Source organism: Woronichinia naegeliana WA131, from assembly GCA_025370055.1.
GTDB classification, from domain to species: Bacteria; Cyanobacteriota; Cyanobacteriia; order Cyanobacteriales; family Microcystaceae; genus Woronichinia; species Woronichinia naegeliana.
Map to the genome: position 1 here is coordinate 116705 of CP073041.1, position 22267 is coordinate 138971.

At 40.7% G+C, this 22267-nt stretch carries 19 protein-coding genes, 6 pseudogenes and 1 CRISPR repeat array; of the genes and pseudogenes, 9 read left to right on the forward strand and 16 right to left on the reverse strand.

Annotation, left to right across the window (positions count from 1 at the left end):
- Positions 1-81: 81 nt before the first annotated feature.
- A pseudogene (locus KA717_00550) lies at positions 82-213 on the reverse strand (transposase).
- Positions 214-663: 450 nt separating this feature from the next.
- Between KA717_00550 and KA717_00555 the strand changes: the two are divergent.
- A pseudogene (locus tag KA717_00555) lies at positions 664-2005 on the forward strand (IS5 family transposase).
- A gap of 298 nt (positions 2006-2303) precedes the next feature.
- Here KA717_00555 and KA717_00560 read toward each other — a convergent pair.
- Positions 2304-3140 (reverse strand): annotated as a pseudogene (locus tag KA717_00560) (transposase).
- A gap of 26 nt (positions 3141-3166) precedes the next feature.
- A complete protein-coding gene (locus tag KA717_00565) occupies positions 3167-3820 on the reverse strand; it encodes a transposase (protein ID UXE61541.1) in 654 nt (217 codons plus the stop codon).
- A gap of 198 nt (positions 3821-4018) precedes the next feature.
- On the opposite strand from KA717_00565, the gene KA717_00570 reads away from it, so the two are divergent.
- Both KA717_00570 and KA717_00575 read left to right on the forward strand, forming a co-directional pair.
- The gene (locus KA717_00570) at positions 4019-4903 is read left to right on the forward strand and encodes an IS1 family transposase (protein ID UXE61542.1); all 885 of its coding nucleotides are present in this window, start codon (positions 4019-4021) and stop codon (positions 4901-4903) included.
- A gap of 41 nt (positions 4904-4944) precedes the next feature.
- Positions 4945-5097: a hypothetical protein gene (locus KA717_00575; protein UXE61543.1), complete on the forward strand. Its 153-nt coding sequence runs from the start codon at positions 4945-4947 to the stop codon at positions 5095-5097.
- A 28-nt stretch (positions 5098-5125) separates the two neighbouring features.
- Here the strand turns inward: KA717_00575 and KA717_00580 are convergent, their stop codons facing one another.
- A complete protein-coding gene (locus KA717_00580) occupies positions 5126-5515 on the reverse strand; it encodes a transposase family protein (protein ID UXE61544.1) in 390 nt (129 codons plus the stop codon).
- 391 nt (positions 5516-5906) lie between these two features.
- Between KA717_00580 and KA717_00585 the strand changes: the two are divergent.
- Positions 5907-6975, forward strand: a pseudogene (locus KA717_00585) (IS4 family transposase).
- A 317-nt stretch (positions 6976-7292) separates the two neighbouring features.
- The gene (locus tag KA717_00590) at positions 7293-8720 is read left to right on the forward strand and encodes a transposase (GenBank protein UXE61545.1); all 1428 of its coding nucleotides are present in this window, start codon (positions 7293-7295) and stop codon (positions 8718-8720) included.
- 41 nt (positions 8721-8761) lie between these two features.
- On the opposite strand, the pseudogene KA717_00595 reads toward KA717_00590, so the two are convergent.
- From KA717_00595 to KA717_00605, 3 genes and pseudogenes are all read right to left on the reverse strand, one after another.
- Positions 8762-8929, reverse strand: a pseudogene (locus KA717_00595) (transposase).
- 169 nt (positions 8930-9098) lie between these two features.
- Positions 9099-9311 (reverse strand): annotated as a pseudogene (locus KA717_00600) (IS5/IS1182 family transposase).
- A gap of 122 nt (positions 9312-9433) precedes the next feature.
- Positions 9434-9622 carry a transposase gene (locus KA717_00605; GenBank protein UXE64931.1) on the reverse strand — a complete coding sequence of 63 codons (189 nt, stop codon included), beginning with the start codon at positions 9620-9622 and terminating at the stop codon, positions 9434-9436.
- Positions 9623-9717: 95 nt separating this feature from the next.
- Here KA717_00605 and KA717_00610 point away from each other — a divergent pair, with 95 nt between their 5' ends.
- Positions 9718-10362: a transposase family protein gene (locus tag KA717_00610; GenBank protein UXE61546.1), complete on the forward strand. Its 645-nt coding sequence runs from the start codon at positions 9718-9720 to the stop codon at positions 10360-10362.
- Here the strand turns inward: KA717_00610 and KA717_00615 are convergent.
- On the reverse strand, positions 10359-11078 hold the full coding sequence (locus tag KA717_00615; protein ID UXE61547.1) for a hypothetical protein: 720 nt from the start codon (positions 11076-11078) through the stop codon (positions 10359-10361). The genes KA717_00610 and KA717_00615 overlap by 4 nt on opposite strands.
- Positions 11079-11199: 121 nt before the next feature.
- Here KA717_00615 and KA717_00620 point away from each other — a divergent pair, with 121 nt between their 5' ends.
- Both KA717_00620 and KA717_00625 read left to right on the forward strand, forming a co-directional pair.
- On the forward strand, positions 11200-12480 hold the full coding sequence (locus tag KA717_00620; protein UXE64932.1) for an ISKra4 family transposase: 1281 nt from the start codon (positions 11200-11202) through the stop codon (positions 12478-12480).
- Between the two features lie 334 nt (positions 12481-12814).
- Positions 12815-13858 (forward strand): IS630 family transposase, encoded by a 1044-nt coding sequence (locus KA717_00625; GenBank protein ID UXE61548.1) that lies wholly within the window; start codon positions 12815-12817, stop codon positions 13856-13858.
- Here KA717_00625 and KA717_00630 read toward each other — a convergent pair.
- From KA717_00630 to KA717_00660, 7 genes are all read right to left on the reverse strand, one after another.
- Positions 13845-13997: a hypothetical protein gene (locus KA717_00630; protein ID UXE61549.1), complete on the reverse strand. Its 153-nt coding sequence runs from the start codon at positions 13995-13997 to the stop codon at positions 13845-13847. The two genes, KA717_00625 and KA717_00630, sit on opposite strands and share 14 nt — an antisense overlap.
- 39 nt (positions 13998-14036) lie before the next feature.
- Positions 14037-14252, reverse strand: a complete 216-nt coding sequence (locus KA717_00635; protein ID UXE61550.1) for a hypothetical protein — start codon at positions 14250-14252, stop codon at positions 14037-14039.
- A 423-nt stretch (positions 14253-14675) separates the two neighbouring features.
- A CRISPR array of direct repeats spans positions 14676-14940; the repeat unit is 37 nt; unit sequence GTTTCCAACTAATCCGATTTAACCCAATCGGTAGGGT.
- Between the two features lie 607 nt (positions 14941-15547).
- On the reverse strand, positions 15548-16516 hold the full coding sequence (gene accD, locus KA717_00640) for an acetyl-CoA carboxylase, carboxyltransferase subunit beta (protein ID UXE61551.1): 969 nt from the start codon (positions 16514-16516) through the stop codon (positions 15548-15550).
- 127 nt (positions 16517-16643) lie between these two features.
- Positions 16644-17687 (reverse strand): UDP-3-O-(3-hydroxymyristoyl)glucosamine N-acyltransferase, encoded by a 1044-nt coding sequence (gene lpxD, locus KA717_00645; protein ID UXE61552.1) that lies wholly within the window; start codon positions 17685-17687, stop codon positions 16644-16646.
- Positions 17688-17746: 59 nt separating this feature from the next.
- Entirely contained in the window at positions 17747-18223 is a 477-nt protein-coding gene (locus tag KA717_00650; protein UXE61553.1) for an EVE domain-containing protein, read from the reverse strand.
- Positions 18224-18286: 63 nt separating this feature from the next.
- Positions 18287-19255: a GDP-mannose 4,6-dehydratase gene (locus KA717_00655; protein ID UXE61554.1), complete on the reverse strand. Its 969-nt coding sequence runs from the start codon at positions 19253-19255 to the stop codon at positions 18287-18289.
- Positions 19256-19391: 136 nt separating this feature from the next.
- Positions 19392-20312: a glycosyltransferase gene (locus tag KA717_00660; GenBank protein ID UXE61555.1), complete on the reverse strand. Its 921-nt coding sequence runs from the start codon at positions 20310-20312 to the stop codon at positions 19392-19394.
- A gap of 54 nt (positions 20313-20366) precedes the next feature.
- Here KA717_00660 and KA717_00665 point away from each other — a divergent pair, with 54 nt between their 5' ends.
- Positions 20367-21377 (forward strand): hypothetical protein, encoded by a 1011-nt coding sequence (locus tag KA717_00665; GenBank protein ID UXE61556.1) that lies wholly within the window; start codon positions 20367-20369, stop codon positions 21375-21377.
- Here the strand turns inward: KA717_00665 and KA717_00670 are convergent.
- Positions 21363-22259, reverse strand: coding sequence for a methylenetetrahydrofolate reductase (locus KA717_00670; protein ID UXE61557.1), 897 nt, complete (start codon positions 22257-22259; stop codon positions 21363-21365). The genes KA717_00665 and KA717_00670 overlap by 15 nt on opposite strands.
- Between the last annotated feature and the right edge of the window lie 8 nt (positions 22260-22267).

Consider the following 22267-nt stretch of genomic DNA (forward strand, 5'->3'; position numbering starts at 1 on the left):
GTAGTTGCACCAGCCAGTGATGACTGGATTAAGTTCTTTGATAAGCGGCTCTCCTGAATAAAGAGTTATAATCAAAACTTATCACGAAAAGCAAGCTAAAAAGCGACTTCGCATATTATCAAAGTTAACAAATCCATAAGCTTGACGCTTAATTAGCTTCAGACGATTATTAATTCCTTCCATCGCCCCATTCGTTGTTCGACTTAAAAAGTAATTAGGGCTTGCTGAAAAAGTCAAAAAACGAAAGAAATGTGGGTTAGGGAAGTATGGACTGAAAAAGCATAGATAACTTATCCTTATGGAAACAAATCAAAATACAGATTTTGTTTAATATATTGTTCCTTTCTGTCTAAAAAGGTCAACACAAATCACTCCTCACAAAAGAGAGGAAAATTAACACCATTTTTCACAAGAAAAACGACTCTACAACTTTTTACTTTTTGTTTTCTGAAGTAGAGTATACCTCGCACGGTGATAATTTGCGTTTTTTAGTTCAGCCCCCCTAGCCCCCCAAGTTTTGGGGGAACCATTCTCTATTTAGGGCTTGCTGAAAAAAGCTGAAACCTTTACGGAGAAAAATAGTAGGCGAATTAAGAACCGCTAGAATGCACGAAAATAGGGTAGAATGCCTCAAAACCATTGCATTAAGAAGAGAGAAAGCAGATGTACCGAAAGCAACAGTACTCAATTGAAACACCAGAAAACTTGAAAAATCTGTTCGGCGGGCAGTTAGACGAAGAAAATCGTTGGATAGAAATGTCAAAAATGATTCCCTGGGAAGAATATGAGGAAGAATATGCAAAAAACTTCACAGAAAAAAAAGGAGCCCCAGCCAAATCATTTAGAATGGCATTAGGAGCATTAATTATCAAAGAAATTTCAGGAAAAAGTGACAGAGAAACAGTAGAACAAATAAAAGAGAACCCTTATTTACAGTACTTTATAGGAATGGAAAGCTATAGTAGCAAAGAAGCATTTAATGCGTCAATGATGGTTCATTTTCGTAAAAAAATAGGAATGGAATTAATAAATAAATAAAATTAATAAAGAAATAGAAAAAAAAGCGACGGGTGTAGCGTCAGAAAAAAAAGAAAATGAAGGAAAGTTATTGTTAGATGCGACTTGTACACCAGCAGATATAAAATATCCAACGGATATAGGAATATTGAATGATGCCAGAGAAAAAACAGAAAAAATAATAGATAAGCTGTATGAAGAAATAAAAGAGAAAAGGAAAGAAAAGCCGAGGACTTATAGGGAAGTGGCAAGAAAAGAGTACTTAGCCATAGCAAAAAAACGTCGTGTGTCAAAAAAAGAAAGAAGAAAAGGAACAAAAAAACAACTAGGATATATAAAAAGAAACTTGTCTCATATAGAAAAAATGATAGAAGAGGGAGCAAAGTTAGAAAAACTAACGAAAAAAGAGCAAGAAGAGCTTGTAACGATAGGAAAAGTGTATGAGCAACAGTTAGAAATGTATGAAAAAAAGACAAATAAAGTAGAAAACAGAATCGTGAGTGTAAGCCAACCTCACGTGCGTCCAATAGTGCGTGGAAAAGCGGGAAAAGCAGTAGAGTTTGGAGCTAAAATATCGGCAAGTAATGTGAATGGCTTTGTCTTCTTAGACAAATTAAGTTGGGATAATTACAACGAATCGGGAGATTTACAAGCGCGAATAGAAGAATATAAAAGGGAAACAGGATGTTATCCGGAATCGGTTCATGTGGATAAAATCTATCGAACAAAAGCGAATCGAGCTTATTGTAAAGAAAGGGATATAAGAATGAGTGGTCCCCGATTGGGAAGACCGCCGAAAGAGGTGAGCAAAGAAAAAAAGAAAGAGGCACGCTCAGATGAAAGAGTGCGTAATGCCATTGAGGGTAAATTCGGACAGGGAAAGAGGAAATTTAGTCTTGGTCGAGTGATGGCCAAACTACCTGAGACCTCGGAAACGGTAATTGCGATGAACTTTTTGGTAATGAATCTTTCTACTCTACTTCAGAAGACAAAAAGTAAAAAGTTGTAGAGTCGTTTTTCTTGTGAAAAATGGTGTTAATTTTCCTCTCTTTTGTGAGGAGTGATTTGTGTTGACCTTTTTAGACAGAAAGGAACAATAGATTAAACAAAATCTGTATTTTGATTTGTTTCCATAAGGATAAGTTATCTATGCTTTTTCAGTCCATACTTCCCTAACCCACATTTCTTTCGTTTTTTGACTTTTTCAGCAAGCCCTATTTATCGGTTTCAAAGTCCCCCAGCATTGGGGGATTCAGGGGGCGAAAATCTCAATCCATGACCGTGCCAAGTATAGAAAGATTCATTACCAAAAAGTTCACCGCAATTACCGTTTCCGAGGTCTCAGGTAGTTTGGCCATCACTTGACCAAGACTAAATTTCCTCTTTCCCTGTCCGAATTTACCCTCAATGGCATTACGCACTCTTTCATCTGAGCGTGCCTCTTTCTTTTTTTCTTTGCTCACCTCTTTCGGCGGTCTTCCCAATCGGGGACCACTCATTCTTATATCCCTTTCTTTACAATAAGCTCGATTCGCTTTTGTTCGATAGATTTTATCCACATGAACCGATTCCGGATAACATCCTGTTTCCCTTTTATATTCTTCTATTCGCGCTTGTAAATCTCCCGATTCGTTGTAATTATCCCAACTTAATTTGTCTAAGAAGACAAAGCCATTCACATTACTTGCCGATATTTTAGCTCCAAACTCTACTGCTTTTCCCGCTTTTCCACGCACTATTGGACGCACGTGAGGTTGGCTTACACTCACGATTCTGTTTTCTACTTTATTTGTCTTTTTTTCATACATTTCTAACTGTTGCTCATACACTTTTCCTATCGTTACAAGCTCTTCTTGCTCTTTTTTCGTTAGTTTTTCTAACTTTGCTCCCTCTTCTATCATTTTTTCTATATGAGACAAGTTTCTTTTTATATATCCTAGTTGTTTTTTTGTTCCTTTTCTTCTTTCTTTTTTTGACACACGACGTTTTTTTGCTATGGCTAAGTACTCTTTTCTTGCCACTTCCCTATAAGTCCTCGGCTTTTCTTTCCTTTTCTCTTTTATTTCTTCATATCGCTTATCTATTATTTTTTCTGTTTTTTTTCTTGCATCATTCAATATTCCGGTTCTACCAGAGTTGCTAGGTAAAATTAAGAAACAGAAGCAAAACTTAGCTCACATCGTAGCACAAAGTTGTCGAAGTTTCTAAACCCATAACTGCGTCTCTTAATTACCTTTAGCTTATTATTTATTCCTTCTACAACCCCTTGAGTTGTTCTATTATCAAAATAAGCCACTATCTCCCCTAACCATCTTCTTATTACCCCACAACTCTTCGGTAAATAGTATATCGCTTTTCGCATCCAGTTGGTTATTCTTAATAAACCATCCGCCCAGTTTTCACAGGTGTTAAATATCTGTCTTAGCTTTTCTTTTAGGCGATACGTACTCCCCAGCTCCTCATAATTTTTTAGGATATCATCCATTTTTTTCACCTCTTCTTCTTCCAAGTCTTCCCGATTTTTCAGTAAGACATATTTGCTATTTTTAAGTATTTCTAACTGGCTTTTTAATTCCTGTTTCTTCTTTTTGTTTTTTGCTTTTTTGATCCTTAATTCCATTTCTCTTTTCGCACTTCTTCTCGCTTTATCTAACTCCTCATTAATCTGCTTCATTACATGAAATCTATCCACCACTACCTCCGCTTCTGGCATCATTTCTTCCGCCACTTTTTGATAGGGTCTCCACATATCTATGCTTACCTCCTCAATACCTAAAAGCACTTCTTCCCCCCATTCTTTCATGTATTTTATCAATTCTTCCTTGTTTCGCTTTTCTAATATCCCTAACAGCTCGGAACTGGTATCGTCTGATCAAAGTTGGAAAAAGTTATGGTGTAAGGCTTTGAGAAAATAGAAAAATAGTTTAAGACTAGACATCGGCCCGTTTTTATTATACTATTATTATTGTCATTATATCAAAGAAGAAGGAAACAGAAAACAATGTCAATATTAAAGAAAAGCTCTATGGAAATCCTGAATGATGTTGGCTTGTGCCAAGAGAAAGAGGATGCCTTATTCAAGAAAAACTGTCCTCATTGCTATAGTGAAAAAGTAAAAATACATTCTCATTATCAAACGAAAGGTAACGGGGAACGTAAAATGTTCATTTGTCAAGAATGTAGTTCTTGTTTTGCTGAGACTTATGGTAGCGTAATCGCTGGCTTAGAAACCCCATTAAGTGAAATTGTAAAAGTATTAAAAGCCAGAATGGAAGGAATAGGATTAAATGCAGCAGCCCGAGTATTCGGCTACGCGAAAACAACAATATTGAATTGGGAAAAGAAATTATCAGGATTACAAGAGACATTATTTTTATACGCCTTAGTGAATGAATTTGTTAAATTAGTAATAGAAGGGGATGAACTATACACAAAAGTTGGAAAAAATAAAGAAGCAAGTGCCTCTGAGGGGTGGACAATCGTCCTCATGGACAGGGCTAGCCGCTTTATTTGGCATTTAAAATGTGGTCGAAAAGAGCAGAAATTATTTCTAGAAGCAATGATGACGGTAGCGGAATTATTTGAAAGGAGTGCAGAATCTCTCCAGTTATTTACAGATGGAGAAAAGCGATATAGTCAACTGCTATTTAATATTTGTCACGAAGTATTAAGGACTGGAAAGCGAGGTCGTCCCACCAAAGTATTACCGAAGGGTCTTGTGGTAAGACTAAAAAATAAGAGTAGTAAACGTCGAGATTCTGAGGGTAAACTAAAGAAAGTAGAAACTCCGAAACCAGAACATCCAGAGACAACAGAAAAACCAGAGAAAAGGACATCCATGCCAACCACGTTGAGGCATTTAATAGTGCTATCCGACGCTATTTAGCCGCCTTTCGTCGTCGTACAAATACTTATGCTAAATCTGTTGTGGGATTACAGCGAGTCCTAGATATTTTCTGGATGGTTCATAACTTTGTTCGCAGCCATTTTACGACTAGAGAAGTTCCTGCTGTAGCTCTCGGTATAATTGAAAAAGGGTTAACTTGGGAGGACTTACTCCAAATTCGCCTGATTTCTTGAACCTCTCGTATTGCAACGTTTGTAGCTTCTAGCTAGACGATACCAGTGCCAACAGCTCCCCCGTTTCTATATTTACTAATACTGCACAATAATTCTGCTTACCTTTTTCTAACGCTATTTCATCTATCCCTAACTTTTTCAGCCCTACTGGCTTCCCCTTTTTTAGTTCTTCTCCTTTGTCTTTTAGCATTGTTTGAATTTCTTGCTCACTCACTTCATTATTGAGCGCTGTATTTTTTATGTCACTATTGATGACTTCTTTGATAATCTTCTCTACCATTCTATTGGTAAATTTTCTGTTTTTCTTCACATAGCTTAATTCTTCGACAAATTTATGACCGCACTTTTGACATCTCATTTGACGACGATTAATATTTAAATGAACCATTTTACCCATCATCGGTAAATCTCTAATCAACTGGCTATCATTTCTATTTACTCTACCCGTTTTGCTTTAACATTTAGGGCATTCTACTATTGGACATTTATTCTCCACTGAAATGACTAGACCGAACTCAGGTATGAATCCAAAATTGATGACTTTTACATCATCTAAGTCTAAACATTTAGTTAAAAGGCTTAATTCACTATTAGAAGGCATAGGTTAACTTTATTAAAATACAATGATAACTGAAAGGCAATAAAATGCTTTTGGAGAAAATCCAAAACTTTATATTATGCTTTAAAACCATTTCTGAGAAAGGATTACAGCAATTATAGCATAAACTTCCCCTAAGTACAGGACAAAAGGCTTGAAAAGTATACGAGAAAGGGGTTTCATGGAAGATGAACGTAATGTAAGAAAACCCATGAACCAATATAACGCATTGAAACAAGCCCTAAAACCCCATTTGGGATGGCATGGTGCCAGACTCTCCTTCCTAGCCTTGTTCTTACTCGCCCTCCTCAAAGTGAAAACGGTTAACCTTAAAGAATTGGCCCTGGGTTTTGAAGGTCGGGCATTGGTGGATTCTCATTACAAACGCTTACAACGCTTTTTCTCAGGATTTGAGCTGGATTACCATCACATTGCCCGTATTGTAGTCAGTTGGCTGGATATCCCTCAACCTTGGGTATTAAGTATTGACCGCACAACCTGGGAGTTTGGCAGTCATGGTTATAATATCCTCACTGTCGGCATTGTCCATGAAGGAGTAGCCATTCCCATCTTGTGGTGGATGCTTAGCAAGAAAAAGGGCAATTCTAACAGTGATGAACGAATGCGTTTTATCGAGGAGATGCTCAAGATTTTTCCCACCGCCCTGATTCGTTGTTTATGTGGCGACCGTGAGTTTATTGGTCAGGCTTGGCTTCGCTATCTTCTGCTCGAACCGCTACTGGCTTTCTGTCTGAGAATTCGGGCTACGGACAAGATTGAGCACAATGGCAAGCTTTTGGCCGCCAAAGTCATTTTTGCCCATCTTGCAAAAGAGTGAATCTCAACGTCTTCAAGGGAGTTGTCGGGTTTGGGGATATCCTGTTTCTGTAGAGGCTCTTCGCTTGCCTGATAATTCTCTACTCATCGTCATTGGACATCCCGATTCCCAAGGTCTTATTCACGATTATGCCCTGCGTTGGGGCATTGAAACCCTTTTTGGCATCTTTAAGACTCGTGGCTTTTGCTTGGAATCTACTCACTTTACTGACCCCAAGCGTCTTCGTAAGCTTTTGGCTTTACTGACTTTAGCTTTGGCTTGGTCTCTCAAAACTGGTCTAGCAATTCATCATCTTCATCCCATTCCCCTCAAGAAACATGGTCGCCTAGCGCAGAGTCTTTTTCGTCTTGGTTTTGACCATCTTCGTCATCTTGTTCTTAATCCTTCTCTACCCAATTTTTCTCTTTTTCTCGACTCCCTACATTTTTTGTCCTGTACTTAGAAACTTCCCATGAACTTTATTGAAGTTTTATAATCTAGTTTTACCTCATAAGTTCGGTAGAGCCAATATTCCTATATCCGTTGGATATTTTATATCTGCTGGTGTACAAGTCGCATCTAACAATAACTTTCCTTCATTTTCTTTTTTTTCTGACGCTACACCCGTCGCTTTTTTTCTATTTCTTTATTAACTGGACAGTGGGAAGTTCTCGAGCAGGGTAAGTGAGAAAAGAAAATCGGACATGCGATACCCAAGAGTGCCGTTATGTCCGAAACTGGCTGATATAGAAAATCGATAGCCAGTGCTATCTATCAATTATGCAACTATGTCAGCGACTAGAGCAAATCCTAGAGAATCTCCGTCCCGCCTTTAGCCGAGAAGCAACGTACCAATGGTTTATCCTATTAGCCTGGGGAGTAGTGCTCAACAGCCAACCGAGCGCAATAACAAGCTATGTCAATGCCTTAGGGTTAACAGAGAGCTACTACCATCAGGCACTACATTGGTTTGAATCCAAGGCATTTAACGTCAAAGGACTGACCTTGGGATGGTCGAAGTGGGTAAGTCAGCATGAAAATCTATATCGAATCAAGGAAAAACGAGTGTATGTGGGGGATGGAATCAAAGTGGGGAAAGAAGGGCGCAAGATGCCAGGGGTAAAACGACTACACCAAGAATCCGGAAATGTGGCGAAGCCAGAATGGATAAGGGGGCATTACTTCAATGCCTTGAGTGTTTTGGTGGGAGCAGGAAAAGCCTGCTTTGCCTTGCCCTTAGTGTTGCGGCTAGACGATGGCATCAAGTCCAAAGCAACGGCAAAGGAAGGGAAAAAAGGCAGCAAAAAAGAGAAGACTACTCTAGTCACGAAAATGGGGGAGCTTTGCACTACCTACGCAGAGGCGGGAAGCTATGTGATTTTGGATGCTTACTTCGCTTGTGGAGCAGTGCTCAAAAGTTTTCGCCAAAATGCCTTGCATCTCATCACCCGAGTGCGTTGCTCTACAGTGGCATATGCTCCCTTTTCTTCCGTTCCGACCTTGAGGGGGAAAGGACGACCACGGCTTTGGGGGAGTTCAATAAAACTAGAAAGCCTGTTTGCTCTTGTGGAGGATTTTCCCACCGCTAAAGTCTGGCTCTATGGTCAACAAGTCTCCGTTTCTTATCAGTGCTTTGAGTTCCACTGGGATAGTCCCCATCAGCTCGTTAAGTTTGTCCTCACCCAATTGCCCAACGGACAAAGACTGATTCTGCTTTCTACTGACCTCTGTTTGACTGGACCTGAGATTATTGCCGCTTACGGTCTCCGATTTAAGATTGAAGTCACTTTTCGTCAATTAATCCATCTTTTGGGCGGCTTTGCCTATCGTTTTTGGCTTAAGGCTCTTCCTACTTTACCGACCTGGCCTAGCAATCTTATCCTCCCTGACTATCCCCAAACTGTTCAGACTCAGATTTTAAACAAAGTAGAAGCCTTTGAGCGTTTTGTTAATCTTCATGTCATTGTTCTCGGCTTACTTCAAATTCTTTCCTTAGAGTTACCCCAGGGGATTTGGGCTAATTTCCCTCGCTGGTTTCGGACTCTACCCTCCCATGGCTATCCTAGTGAACGCATTGCTCAACTAGCCATCCAACATCAAGCCCCAATGATTTTTCCTCAAAGTCCACCTAGTCTGCTTTTGCCTAAATTCCTTGCCGCTAAACTTGACCCTTTTCCAAGTCCTGATAGACTTACTTTGGCCGCATAGTCATTACCTTCTCTGCCATCCATAAACTTCCCACTGTCCAGTTTATTAATTTTATTTATTAATTCCATTCCTATTTTTTTACGAAAATGAACCATCATTGACGCATTAAATGCTTCTTTGCTACTATAGCTTTCCATTCCTATAAAGTACTGTAAATAAGAGTTCTCTTTTATTTGTTCTACTGTTTCTCTGTCACTTTTTCCTGACTGGACAGTGCGAAGTTCTAGGAAAATCAACGAGTTTACTAGGGTTTCAGCCCCCAACGTCCTTCACCCCTCTTCCAGACTCACAATCGCTGAAAGGCTTTCAATGCAAGGCTTTTAGGCATTTTGTCAAAATGTCTGACAGAGAACTTCGCACTCTCCAGTTTCCTGAAATTTCTTTGATAATTAATGCTCCTAATGCCATTCTAAATGATTTGGCTGGGGCTCCTTTTTTTTCTGTGAAGTTTTTTGCATATTCTTCCTCATATTCTTCCCAGGGAATCATTTTTGACATTTCTATCCAACGATTTTCTTCGTCTAACTGCCCGCCGAACAGATTTTTCAAGTTTTCTGGTGTTTCAATTGAGTACTGTTGCTTTCGGTACATCTGCTTTCTCTCTTCTTAATGCAATGGTTTTGAGGCATTCTACCCTATTTTCGTGCATTCTAGCGGTTCTTAATTCGCCTACTATTTTTCTCCGTAAAGGTTTCAGCTTTTTTCAGCAAGCCCTAATTACAAATAGAGTCTAAATGACTCCGAATTGTGCTAATTACATCTGTATAAATGCTTTTAGCATTCTCTAGCCATTCTGTGAATTTTAAACGTCCTTCCTCCTTGTCCTTTACTTTTTCATATATCTCTCGAAATGATTCTTTATACTCATAGGCTTTTCGTAAACGATTTGATTGCTTTAACACCAATTCTAGTTTTTGTAATTCCTCCTCTGTCAGGTGGCTCTTCTGGATTGACGTTGAAAAATGTATAATAAGATACCCTATATGAGATGGCATCAATGTTATTTTTTCTAGAAAATCTGGTAGATTTGCCAAAGGTAAAAATAAGAAATGTTATTCAAGAAGGAACAGAGGCTTTTTTGATACTGAGTTGTCAAGAGGAAGAAGTCAAATGTAATTACTGTGGAAGATTAACCGATGAATTACATCATACCAACAATCTACTCATAAGGGATTTGCCCATTTCTGGTCAAACGGTGTACCTACAAGTCCCTCGTCGTAAGTTTTATTGTAAAAAATGTCAAAGGTTTTTTACAGAAAACCTAGAATTTATGGAAGCACGTAGAAAATATACAGTGCGGTATGAAGAATATGTGTATAATCGAGTAAATGTGAGCAGTGTGGAACAAGTAAGCCGAGAAGAAGCCCTATCTTGGGATAAAGTTCATGGAATTTATCAACGTCAATGTGAAAAGAAAAAAAAAGATTGGCAAGGGATAAAAAAAGTAGGAATAGATGAAATATCGAAACGAAAAGGTCATAAGAATTTTGTAACAGTGGTAGGAGACCTAGAAAAAGGAGAATTAATAGAAGTAATTGATAGTCATCAAAAAGATGAAATAATTGAAGCCCTGATGGAGAAACCATTAGAGGTAAGAGAAGCTGTCGAGGAAGTGAGTGTGGATAGGGTGCATCCCACTTAAGATAATACATTGACACTCAAAAGAGGAGAGTGATTGAGATAAGCACATCGTAGCCGAAGAATACGAGAAACATTATGAAGATGCCAACGTGCTCCCGACAATTTAACCCTAGCTCCCACCTGTTTAATCTTAGACTCCACATCACCAGAACCAATCACAATACCAAGCTGTTGATAGTATTGGTAATCAGGGATACGCTGATAATGCTTCGTCAAATAGGCTTGAAAATTCTTTGCCCTCTTGCTTTTGACTCCATCAAACGCATCTATTGCCTTGTTCACAAAACCCCGCCACAGTAAATGCTCCACTGCTTCTAGCCGTTTGAGAGAGCCACCCACTTTGAACAGATTCTCCTTGAGATGATACCAATCCAACACCTCTCGTCGTATCAGCCACGATTGAGTGGCGAAACTCTCTACCGCATTCCAGATTCCGGGATGACCATCTCCCAAAAAGGTCACTATTGGAGACAAAGGTTGAACATTGCTCCAATTCTTTAAGCCCTCTGGGTCTTGGAAAAAGGCTTCACAGACATTGCCATGAAGACTCACCAGTTTATAATCTCGCCACTGTCCCCCTTCCTTCTCCTCGCCCCGCAGACAAATCTTTCCCCCATCTATACTGACCCCCGCACTCTCTGACTGAGCTTGAGCTAAGGGCAGTTCTGTCCGTTCTACCAAGCGATGTAAACTGCTATGTCCTACTTTTATCCCCATCAACTCCTCTATATCTTCTTCTGCTTGTTGGTAGGATGTTTTCGCACGGGTGCGACTTTTAGTTGATGAAGGAAAAGAAAAGTGTTAACATGAGATGAAAAGTGACAAAGAGGAAACAATGATGACAGCAAAACTAATTAATGTAGAGGGTTCAAAGATAAAAATAGAACTAACATTAGAACTCAGTCGTTCAATGTTGGATACAGAAATAAATATTCAAAAAGGCTTAAACGAAGTAGGTTGCATCGCCAGCAAAGAAGCCTTGAAATATTTAGATACAGATGGTTCACCCTTAAAAATCGGTGAAGAAATCTGGAAGAGTAAGGGAGAGCAACCGAAAGAATATCAAACACCTTATGGTGAGGTTATAGTGAATCGTCATGTATATCAGCGTTCAGTAGGAGGAAAAACGTATTGCCCCTTAGAAAGAGAAGCAAGGATAATCATAACATCAACGCCATTATTGGCAAAACAGGTATCCTCAAAAATGTCAGGGATGGCAGGCAAAGAGGTGAAAAATGATTTATTAGAAAATCATGGTAGAAAAGTAGCGCTATCCTATATCCAAAGATTGAGTGAAGCAGTAGGAAGTGTGGTACAGGCAAAAGAAGAAGCGTGGAGTTATGCCCCGCCCAAGGAGGATAGCCAAATTGCAACAGTGGGAATAGGATTAGATGGAACCTGTATGCTGATGTGTGAGGATGGCTACCGTGAAGCAATGGTGGGAACCGTTTCCCTATACGATAGTGAGGGAGAACGTCAACATACAATCTATCTAGGTGCGGCACCAGAGTATGGAAAAAAGAGTTTTCTAGAAAGATTAGAAAGAGAAATTGAGCGAGCGAAAAAACGTTATCCAGAGGCAACATTGGTCGGGATAGCAGACGGGGCAGAATCAAATTGGAAGTTTTTAGAAAAGCAAACGGAAGAACAGATATTAGATTTCTATCATGCCTCTGGTTACTTAGGTGCCTTGGCAGAAGCGTTGCATCCGAATACAGTGTCAAAACAAAAAGAATGGTTGACTGAAAATTGTCGAGAACTCAAGCATGAAAAAGGAAAAGCAGGAGAACTGCTAAATCTGATGAAAGAAGTCAAAGAAGAAAAAAGTCATTCTAAGAATCTTACCGAGAAACTACAAGCGGCGATTACTTATTACGAGAATCATCAGCATCAAATGGATTATGCTGAATACTTAGAGAAAAAGTATCCGATTGGTTCAGGTGTTACGGAAGCAGCTTGTAAGACGTTGGTCAAACAACGATTATGTTGTTCAGGGATGCGATGGAAGGAAAAAGGAGCAGGAATTATTTTGAGCCTACGAGCTTTGGTATTGACCAAGGAACGATGGAGTCAATTTTGGGCAAAACTTGATCAATATGGGTTCCCTGTAGAACCCTGATTACAACAGCTTTTATCAACTAAAGGTCGCACCCTTTCGCACTGGCTCTTAGACAGCATTTCTCTAAACCTGGACTTAAGACGATTTTTGGCGACACCTTTAGTTTTCTGGCTTGTTTTTGGCTTATTTCCACTTCTCCGACTAGGGTTTTGATTTTTCGCTTGTTTCCAGACCGTTTTTTTCCCCCTTCTGAAAAAAAAACTCCCCCATTGTTGGCCCCACAATTTCTAACATCTGGGTTCTGACTTCTATACTAAACACGGTCACAGGTTGCGAATTCTAAAAATAAGAGATAATATAATAAAAATAGAAAAATTAGTCAAGAGGCTGAGAAATGATTAAGTTAGAATTTACAGAAGAAGACAAAAGACTGTTGTCTTACGGTCGGTTTAATCACCCGCATCCTAGAGTGCAGCTAAAGATGGAAGTTTTATGGCTAAAAAGTCAGGGATTGTCTCATCAAAAAATTGCTCAATTCGCAGGAGTTTCAGTAAATACGGTGACAAGCTATATCCGTGATTATCAAGAGGGCGGGATAGAAAAACTAAAAGAAATAAAATTTAATCGCCCGAAAAGCGAGTTAACAGAGCATCAAGGGACAATTGAGGCATATTTTGAGTCAAATCCACCAGCAACAATAAATGAAGCAGTAAAAAGAATAGAAGAATTAACAGGAATAAAAAGAAGTCCGACGCAAGTCAGAAAATTTTTAAAGTCAATAGGAATGAGGTGTCTAAAGGTGGGAACAATTCCATCAAAAGCAGATGTAGAAGCTCAGGATAGCTATAGAGAAAAAGAGCTAGAACCAAGGCTAGAAGAGGCAAAAGCAGGAAAAAGGGCAGTTTTCTTTGTAGATGCCTCTCATTTTGTAATGGGAGCATTTGTAAATTTTATATGGTGCTTCAAGAGGATTTTTATTAAGTCACCATCAGGGAGAAAACGTTTTAATGTGTTAGGAGCATTAAATGCAATTACCCATGAAGTAATTATGGTAACGAACAGTTCTTATATTACGGGAACTCAGGTTTGTGAACTCCTAGAAAAGATAGCAGAATTAGGACTATTAATACCGATTACGTTGGTATTAGACAATGCTCGTTATCAAAAATGCCGAATTGTGCAGGAGTTGGCAGAATCATTAGGAATAGAGTTACTGTACTTACCTCCTTATTCTCCTAACTTGAATTTAATTGAAAGACTGTGGAAGTTTGTGAAGAAGAAGTGTTTATACGCAAAATATTATGAAGATTTTACGCAGTTTTCTGCAGCAATTTCAGGATGTCTTGAGGATGCTAACGTAAAATATAAGGAGGAGCTTGATTCTCTGCTCACCTTACGATTTCAACGCTTTGATAAATCTCAGATTATGAACGTTTGAAGTATACTTCGATGCTTCCAAAGTCCTTCTGTTTCTCTGGTTCCGTATATTTGCGCAGGATACGGGCTGATTCGGTGAGATGCTGTTTTAACAGTGCTTTTTCTTCTGGGGGAATCGGTAACATACTTTTTTCGCTCATCAGTTTTTTTCCATTTTACCCCAGATTCTATGTACTACTTTATCCGGGATGTACCCAATTTAATACCCTATCTCTCATCATTTTCTCATGAGTTCCCTGTAAATATTTTAATGGTGTAAACATTGTGGGTTCTAGTAATTCAAACAACTCTTTTGTTATTTCAGGGATTTCTACCCCTGGCTGATTTGTCTTACGACGTAAGTCTGGGTTTCCTTTTCTCCGAGGATGTTGTCTTGCCATTTGTTTTTTGCTCACTTTTTTATATACTAACCTTTTTTTCAGCCTACTCTTACTTCCGCCTGCTTTTAGGCTAATCTTTTGTGAGTAGGCATTTTGGCTTAAGTTGACACCAATGATGGCGTGCGCCCAGAGGTTAATTGTTTCCAATTAATCCGATAAACGCGATCGGTAGGAATCACAGGAAATCTATCAATCAAGGTGATCAATATTCAGTTTCCAACTAATCCGATTTAACCCAATCGGTAGGGCGTGCTGGTGAGTTCGCAGACGGTATCGCTAAAGTTGACACGTTTCCAACTAATCCGATTTAACCCAATCGTTAGGGATTTTGGAGACTGGGAGAGGGGGAGACTGGGAGATTTTAAAAAGGGTTTTAAGCAATCAGAAAAAATAATTAATCGCCATTCGCCCCGTCACCAAGTCACCCCGTCCCCTTGCGTTTCCAACTAATCCGATTTAACCCAATCGGTAGGGTCGGCTCTCCAAGAGTTTACCCTGATTGCTGCCTCCGAGCAGTTTCCAACTAATCCGATTTAACCCAATCGGTAGGGTCATCGTTCTTAACGATTAAAGCAAATGAAAAACTTGTTTCCAACTAATCCGATTTAACCCAATCGGTAGGGTGTTAAGTGATTTTCGATCCAATATTACTACCGTAAAATCATCGTTTCCAACTAATCCGATTTAACCCAATCGGTAGGGAGTCGCTTCTTAGAAGCCCTGTCCAGAGCATCTTAGAGATAGCCAATTCGACGTATGTGACAATTGTACTGTCATTTTACCTCCTAAAATCTGTCAAAACAGAAAAAAGTGAGTTCTAGAACCCTTACACCGTCAGCATTCGACCCATCTCAACGATAGATCAAGGCTTTCAGCGATCAGGCGAGGTGCGTCGAAACAAGAGAGAAGAACAGCCCCAGTAAATACGCTCTAACCCTAGAAAATATAGGCATTTGGAGACGGTTCAGGGGAAGGACTGCCAATCACTAGTACTCTAGAAACGGCTTCTTACGAAATCCAATAGAATCTTACACCATCTTCCTGGGGTTTGACCTGTTTCTTAACCTTTTGAAACAAGATAATCGCTAAATCCCTCAATACCGAGAGGACTTTGAAAGCCATAAATAGAGAACAGTTCCCCCCAAAGTTGGGTAGTTAGGGGGCTAAACTTAGAAACGCAAATTATCACCGTGCTAAGTATTTAGGAATGAAAATCTATTAAGTTGTGCATTTGAAGTTCTAAAGTAAAAGCTTCATATCTGTTTAACAGCAAAATGCCCAGGTTATTTATTTTTCATTCCTTACGACTTTTAAGGCACAATTTCTTCCTTGCTAGGGCTATTCAATTCTTCATGCCGAAAAACAATTTCTGTCTCTATCGCTTTAATCTCTGTATTCAGGTTAGGCAAGATAGGAAAGAAGGGTTGATGAAGACCAATCAATTCGGCAAGGATTCGTTTTAATTGGGGACGAGGCACGATCGCATCGACAAAGCCATGTTGTAATAAATATTCAGAGGTTTGGAAGTCATCGGGTAACTTTTCCCGCAGGGTTTGTTCGATTACCCGTCGTCCGGCAAAACCAATGGTGGCCTTGGGTTCTGCAATAATGACATCTCCCAGCATCGCAAAACTGGCCGTAACGCCTCCCGTCGTAGGATGGGTCAGCACCGGAATATAGAGTAACTTGGCATCATGGTGACGTTGCAATGCGCCAGAAATCTTGGCCATCTGCATCAAACTGAGCATTCCCTCCTGCATTCTGGCCCCCCCAGAGGCACAAATGATAATGACAGGTAAACCCTCTAGGGTGGCATATTCAATCAGCCGACAAAGTTTTTCGCCGACCACAGATCCCATGCTTCCTCCCATGAAACGAAAATCCATTACCCCTAAAGCGACACGTAGACCATCCAGTCTGCCGATACCCGTTTGTACAGCATCACTGAGCTTTGTACTTTTTTGAGTCTCTTTAATCCGGTCTTTATAGGCTTTGCGATCGCGGAACTGAAGGGGATCGGTGGGGCGTAATTGTTCATTGAGAGGTTGCCAGGATTTAGGGTCAATCAATTGACGAATGCGTTCATCACTATCCACCCGCAGATGATGGTCACATTCTCCACAGACCATCTGATTCCCCTGCAAGTCCTTGGTATAGGTTAAAACCCCACAGGCGGGACATTTTGTCCAGAGACCATCGGCAATTTCCCTTTCCTGTTGCGGTTGAATGGTCGGGGGTTCGGCCTTTTCGCGGTTGGCAAACCAATCAAATAGAGACATAGATATAGGTTGTTTTATAAACGTTCTGATAGCTTGGCCTTTCCTTAGAAGCACCGGCTGGGAATCCAAGCGAATGCTGCTATTCTAGCAAAAATGATGCAGCCTACCCCACCATCAGCAAAAATGCCTAGTCTCCTACCTTTTTTTGTAATTGTTTAATGGCTTGATACATCTCTGGTAAACGCTTATAGATAGCCGAAACTTTTAAATATAATTTATTAGGAACCGCAGGACTACTGGAAACAATTTCTCCCGCCGCAACATCACTGTGCAAGCCACTTTGGGCCGTGGCGATCGCTCCATCCCCAATACTGACTTGATTGGCCACTCCCACCTGGCCCGCCAGAATAACGCGATTTCCCACTTTCACACCACCGGCCAGACCCACCTGGGCTGCCATCGCACAGCCTTGACCCACCTGACAACCATGCGCCACATGAATTAAGTTATCGAGTTTTGTTTGTTGAGCAATACGGGTTTCTCCCACGGCCGGACGATCTACCGCACTGTTACAGCCAATTTCCACTCCCTCCTCTAGCACCACGCGCCCTGATTGTTCCATTTTGAACCAGCCTTCAGCCGTCGGTACAAAGCCAAATCCTTCGGCTCCAATTACGGCTCCACTATGAATCACACAATTAGCTCCGATCGCCGTCCGTTCATGAATGGTGCAATGGGAATGTAGTGTCGTTCCGGCCCCAATGCTCACCTCTGGATAGATCACGACCTGGGGATGAATACAAACGCGATCGCCGATAGTCACACCCCCTTCAATCACTACCTGGGGGCCAATATAGACATCCTGACCCAGTTGAACAGAGGGATCAATGACGGCAGTTGCATGAATACTGCCTTGAGGACGAAAGGGTTGATAAAAGAAACGAATTACCTGGGCAAATCCCAATTTTGAATCCGATAAGGCGATCCAAGCAATTCCCCTTTGATTGGCTTGGGACTGTAAACCTTCATCCATGGGTAGGATTAAAGCCTTAGCCGCAGTGGATTGGAGTTTAGCGGCAAATTTTACCCCCTCAATATAGCTGATGGTCTGGGAAGTAGCCTCTTCAACGGCGGCCACACCTTGAATGTCTGGGTTGAGGTCGGGCTGAACTGTCAAACTAGAGGCTTTGACGACCGTACCCAATTTCTCCACAATCTCGCTAAACTGCATAGGAATTTCTCAAGTTTTAATGCTCTTTAAACCCCATCCTAAGACTATTTCTCTCGGTTTCAAGTTTCGTTTTCTCCCACTCCTAGACTGACTAGACTTAAAATTTGTTCGGCGATCGCCGTTGGCACTGGTAAAACAGATAAACGATTGCCCTTTTTGACGACCCCTAATTCCTCTGGACTAAAGCGGGCCTTGAGTTCGGTGAGGGTAATGATCCTGGGAAATTTTTGTGTAAATGCAACTTTAACAGTGTGCCAACGGGGAGCATCGGGGAAAGATTTGGGGTCATAATAGTCACTTTGGGGATCAAATTGGCTCGGATCAATCACCTGGTTGGCAACAATCTCCGCTAAGCCCACAATGCCAGGAATGGCGGTATTGGAATGATAAAAAAAGGCGCGATCGCCGATCTGCATTTGCTTGAGAAAATTACGAGCTTGATAATTGCGTACACCATCCCACAGGGTTTCCCCTTCAGTTTTTAAGGTGTCAATACTATAGGTTGTTGGCTCCGATTTCATTAACCAATAATTCATCTTGTTTTAAGATATTTAAGATATTTATTTTAAATGTATTTATTTTAAAGTTCACTTATTTACCTAATTTAATGATAATTGGGCATGGCTCATCATGGCCTTAACCACATCGGGCATCATCCATTTCGCTTGCCAACCTAATTTTTCCTTAGCCTTTTGGGGATTACCCCAGTTAATCGATAAATCTGAAGGACGCAATAAACTAGAATCTGTGAGCACATAATCTCGCCAATTTAAGCCAACGGCAGTAAAAGCTTGATCCACAAAATCCTCTAAACGAGAGGTGACTCCTGTGGCAATAACAAAATCCTCTGGCGTTTCCTGTTGCAACATTAAATACATTGCCTCCACATATTCAGGAGCCCAGCCCCAGTCCCGTTGAATCTTCAAATTTCCCAAGGATAATTGCTGTTGCTTGCCCTGGGAAATGCGACAAACGGCTTGAACAATTTTTTGCGTAACAAAACGATTAGGGCGTAGCGGAGATTCATGATTAAATAAAATACCTGAACAAGCAAATAAATTATAGGCTTCTCGATAATTAGCAACTTCCCAAAAAGCCGTTGCCTTGGCCACACCATAGGGACTACGGGGACGAAAAGGGGTTTGTTCATCGGCGGCAAGATTACCAATATTGCCAAAACATTCGCTCGATCCAGCATTATAAAATTTAATGGGTTTTCCCAAAAAACGAATCGCTTCTAATAGGTTTAAGGTTCCCGTACCAATACTTTCTAGGGTTTCAACAGGTTGCTCAAAGGAAAGTCCGACGGAGGTTTGCCCTGCCAAATTATAGATCTCATCAGGATCACTTTTAGTAATGACTTGAATCACACTGCGAAAATCATTTAAGGACATTGATTCTAATTTAATCTGCTCTCGAATTCCTAAATAGTTGAGATTACGGAAAGAGGACATCTGAGCATCTCTAGAGGTTCCATAGACTTGATAGCCTTTACTCAGTAATAATTGCGCCAGATAGGCTCCATCTTGTCCAGAAATACCACAAATCAACGCTTTTTTAGTAATCATTTTAAATCTTGTTAAACCTTGTCTAACTTGAAAACTGTAGTTTTTGGAATTGCTCCCTAAATCCCCCAATACTGGGGAACTTAAACAGTTAATCTGTCTCGCTAATATTTTAATATTCTAAGATATTTGGGTTAATTTATCGTTGAAATACACTCATTTTCAACCATTGACTAAGATAACCGATTTGTCCGTAGGCGTAGAGAAAATTCTCAAATCTTAAGCCAGTATCTTGCCAATATTTTAAGGCTTTATAGATGCCTCTGATCATATTCTCTAACCCCTTCTGCAAAGGAGATATCGTTGCCGATCCGGTCAAGCTTTCGCGTTGGCATTCACTTATACCCTGCCACCAAGCTCGTCGCAAAAACCATTGATATTCTAGCCGCTCAGGAGCCACCTGATGATAGACCAGAGCATCGGGAAGATAGGCCACTGTTAGGCCTTGATGGAGAGCTAATTCGGTCATATAGAGTTCTTCATTCGATAACAATTGAGTACCCATTCTCCCTAAGCCTTGATTAAAGCCACCAACTTGTTCTAAAAAACGGCGACGTAGGGAATAATTGAGTCCTCTAGGGGTTAGTCCCGGTTGGCTAATCTGGAGAGTTTCTGTTCCTAAGTCATAATGCCCCAAGGCTCCCATCATTTCTAAGGATAACCATTGAGGAATCTTCACATCATCGGGCCAGCGTAGAATAATTTTTCCACCGGCGATCGCTAATTGTTCGTTTTCCTGATAGGCTTTTTGGAGCGTGCTTAACCAATGGGGCGTGGCGATCGCATCATCATCAAGGTAGGCTAAAATCTCTGACTGACTGTGATTAGCACCACAATTCCGCGCTAGGGATAGGCCTAAACGAGGTTCATAGAGATAGGTTAAACGCTGATCGTGTGAACGTGATGCTACAACCTGTTGAGTTTGATCAGTGGAGGCATTGTCAACGACCAAGACCTCAAAATTCTCAGAATCCTGGGCTAATAAACTATCAATCGCTTCCCCCAAATAGCGATCGCGGTTGTGAGTACAAATAATAGCGGTAATAGAAGGGGAAATCATCTCAGGAAAGGCTATGCTAAAGATATTGCTTAAGGTTTGTATGGAGAGAATATCATGAATCCGCGAGGTATTTATACCTTAGCCAATGACGTTGTTTATGATCAACTGATTGCCTTACTCAATAGTATTGAAAAAAATGTCGGTGTAGAAATACCGATCTGCGTTATCCCCTTCGATGACCGTTTAGATAGAATTATTACCGAAATTCAGCAAAGACCGCAAGTTAGCCTATTTGAGCAAAGTCAGGTTATCCAAGCCTGGGAAAATTTTGCCGAAAAAGTCTGGGATAGCTATCCCGCCGCTCGAAAAAAACAGCAGCCACGACCTCCCTGGGGAAAAGGCCATCATCGCAAATTTGTCGCCTTCGACGGTATTTTTGAAGAGTTTGTCTATTATGATGCCGATAGTTTGGCCATGAAGCCCCTAGAGCCATTATTTGAACGATTAAAAACCGTTGATTTTGTTTTTGATGATTGGGAACATCGCAAACCAGAGGGTAAAACTGCCTTAGATTTGGGATTAATACAAGCCAATCCCATCTATGACCGTGAAGTTGTGCAGAAAAGTCTTCATTGTTCTAGTTTTTTCGGTTCCAAACGAGGCATTTTTTCGGCCCCAGAATTAGAAAAATTCAGTCAGAAATTAATTCAAGAGCAGGAAATTAACTGGCTTCCTAAATGGTGGGATGATGCTTTTTTGTTTAATTATCTAACCCTTCGCTCTGGGCGACCTTGTTATAATTTCACCCTCAGTTCTAATCCCCAGGATCGAACGGGCAATTGTGCTGATGCCGATCCCTTTGTGGAGATTGATCAGGTACTTTATAACGAGCAAGGTTTAAAGCCTATTCATCGTCTTCATTATATGAATTATCCTGCTCAGGATTTTAGGCGGTTATGTCAGGGAGAGGATGTGGGCATTCGCTATCAAGCTATTTTTCTCTATTATCGTTTTTTGAAAGACAGCGATCGCGCCCCTCAAAAGCTAACTCGCGCCTCTCCCTTACAAAAATTAGGACGTAAACTCAAAAGCGGGTTAAAAAAAGTTCAATTATTGACTCGTTAACGGTGGGATACCGGCTAAGTCCAGGATTTGCGGAATCAGATCTTCCCGTTTAATCGCCATTAAATGCACCCCCTGACAGAGATCTTTGGCCAATTTAACCTGTTCGGCGGCAATTTTAACGCCTTCCTGTAGGGGATCACTGGCTTGGGCTAAACGGTCAATCAAATGTTGGGGAATGTCAACCCCTGGCACATTACGGTTAATAAATTGAGCATTCTTAGCCGATTTCAACAAAAATATCCCTGCTAAAATTGGCTTACCACAACCCGCCGCAACCTGGGTCATAAATTTATCTAAACAATCGAAATCGGTAATTAATTGACTTTGAAAAAATTGCGCTCCGGCTTTTAATTTTCGTTCAAAACGGGATTGTAAACCAGACCAACTTTTGGATTGAGGATCCACAGCCGCCCCCGCCAAGAGATCGAGCGCACCATCGGTTAACGGTTTTTCGTTGGCATCCACACCTAAATTCAGTTTTTCAATTAATTTCAACAGTCTTACCGATTCTAAATCATAGACCGCCTTAGCCTGGGGATGATCGCCTGCCTTGAGCGGATCGCCCGTAAGAGCTAAAATCGTTTGGATTCCTAAGGCTGAAGCTCCCATTAAATCGGCTTGCAGACCAATCAGATTGCGATCGCGGCAGGTTACTTGGCAAATAGACTCAATGCCTTGCCGTTGCAGCAAAATACAGGCCGCCAGAGAGGACATTCGCAGAACCGCTCTACTGCCATCGGTAATATTAATGGCATGAACCCGCCCCTTAAGGGCTTGAGAGACCGCTAACATCCGTTGAGGATCATGACCCTTGGGAGGAGTGACTTCTGCCGTGAGTAGAAAATCTTGGGATTGAACCGCTTGACGAAAATGAGTCAGCATTATGAAGT

What these genes read in the sequence shown, in the direction of transcription:
- KA717_00565 (UXE61541.1), bottom strand. Translation starts at nt 3,820, where the DNA reads ATGAAAGAATGGGGGGAAGAAGTGCTTTTAGGTATTGAGGAGGTAAGC.
- KA717_00570 (UXE61542.1), top strand. Translation starts at nt 4,019, where the DNA reads ATGTCAATATTAAAGAAAAGCTCTATGGAAATCCTGAATGATGTTGGC.
- KA717_00590 (UXE61545.1), top strand. Translation starts at nt 7,293, where the DNA reads ATGCAACTATGTCAGCGACTAGAGCAAATCCTAGAGAATCTCCGTCCC.
- KA717_00610 (UXE61546.1), top strand. Translation starts at nt 9,718, where the DNA reads ATGTTATTTTTTCTAGAAAATCTGGTAGATTTGCCAAAGGTAAAAATA.
- KA717_00615 (UXE61547.1), bottom strand. Translation starts at nt 11,078, where the DNA reads ATGGGGATAAAAGTAGGACATAGCAGTTTACATCGCTTGGTAGAACGG.
- KA717_00620 (UXE64932.1), top strand. Translation starts at nt 11,200, where the DNA reads ATGACAGCAAAACTAATTAATGTAGAGGGTTCAAAGATAAAAATAGAA.
- KA717_00625 (UXE61548.1), top strand. Translation starts at nt 12,815, where the DNA reads ATGATTAAGTTAGAATTTACAGAAGAAGACAAAAGACTGTTGTCTTAC.
- KA717_00630 (UXE61549.1), bottom strand. Translation starts at nt 13,997, where the DNA reads ATGAGCGAAAAAAGTATGTTACCGATTCCCCCAGAAGAAAAAGCACTG.
- accD (UXE61551.1), bottom strand. Translation starts at nt 16,516, where the DNA reads ATGTCTCTATTTGATTGGTTTGCCAACCGCGAAAAGGCCGAACCCCCG.
- lpxD (UXE61552.1), bottom strand. Translation starts at nt 17,687, where the DNA reads ATGCAGTTTAGCGAGATTGTGGAGAAATTGGGTACGGTCGTCAAAGCC.
- KA717_00650 (UXE61553.1), bottom strand. Translation starts at nt 18,223, where the DNA reads ATGAATTATTGGTTAATGAAATCGGAGCCAACAACCTATAGTATTGAC.
- KA717_00655 (UXE61554.1), bottom strand. Translation starts at nt 19,255, where the DNA reads ATGATTACTAAAAAAGCGTTGATTTGTGGTATTTCTGGACAAGATGGA.
- KA717_00660 (UXE61555.1), bottom strand. Translation starts at nt 20,312, where the DNA reads ATGATTTCCCCTTCTATTACCGCTATTATTTGTACTCACAACCGCGAT.
- KA717_00665 (UXE61556.1), top strand. Translation starts at nt 20,367, where the DNA reads ATGAATCCGCGAGGTATTTATACCTTAGCCAATGACGTTGTTTATGAT.
- KA717_00670 (UXE61557.1), bottom strand. Translation starts at nt 22,259, where the DNA reads ATGCTGACTCATTTTCGTCAAGCGGTTCAATCCCAAGATTTTCTACTC.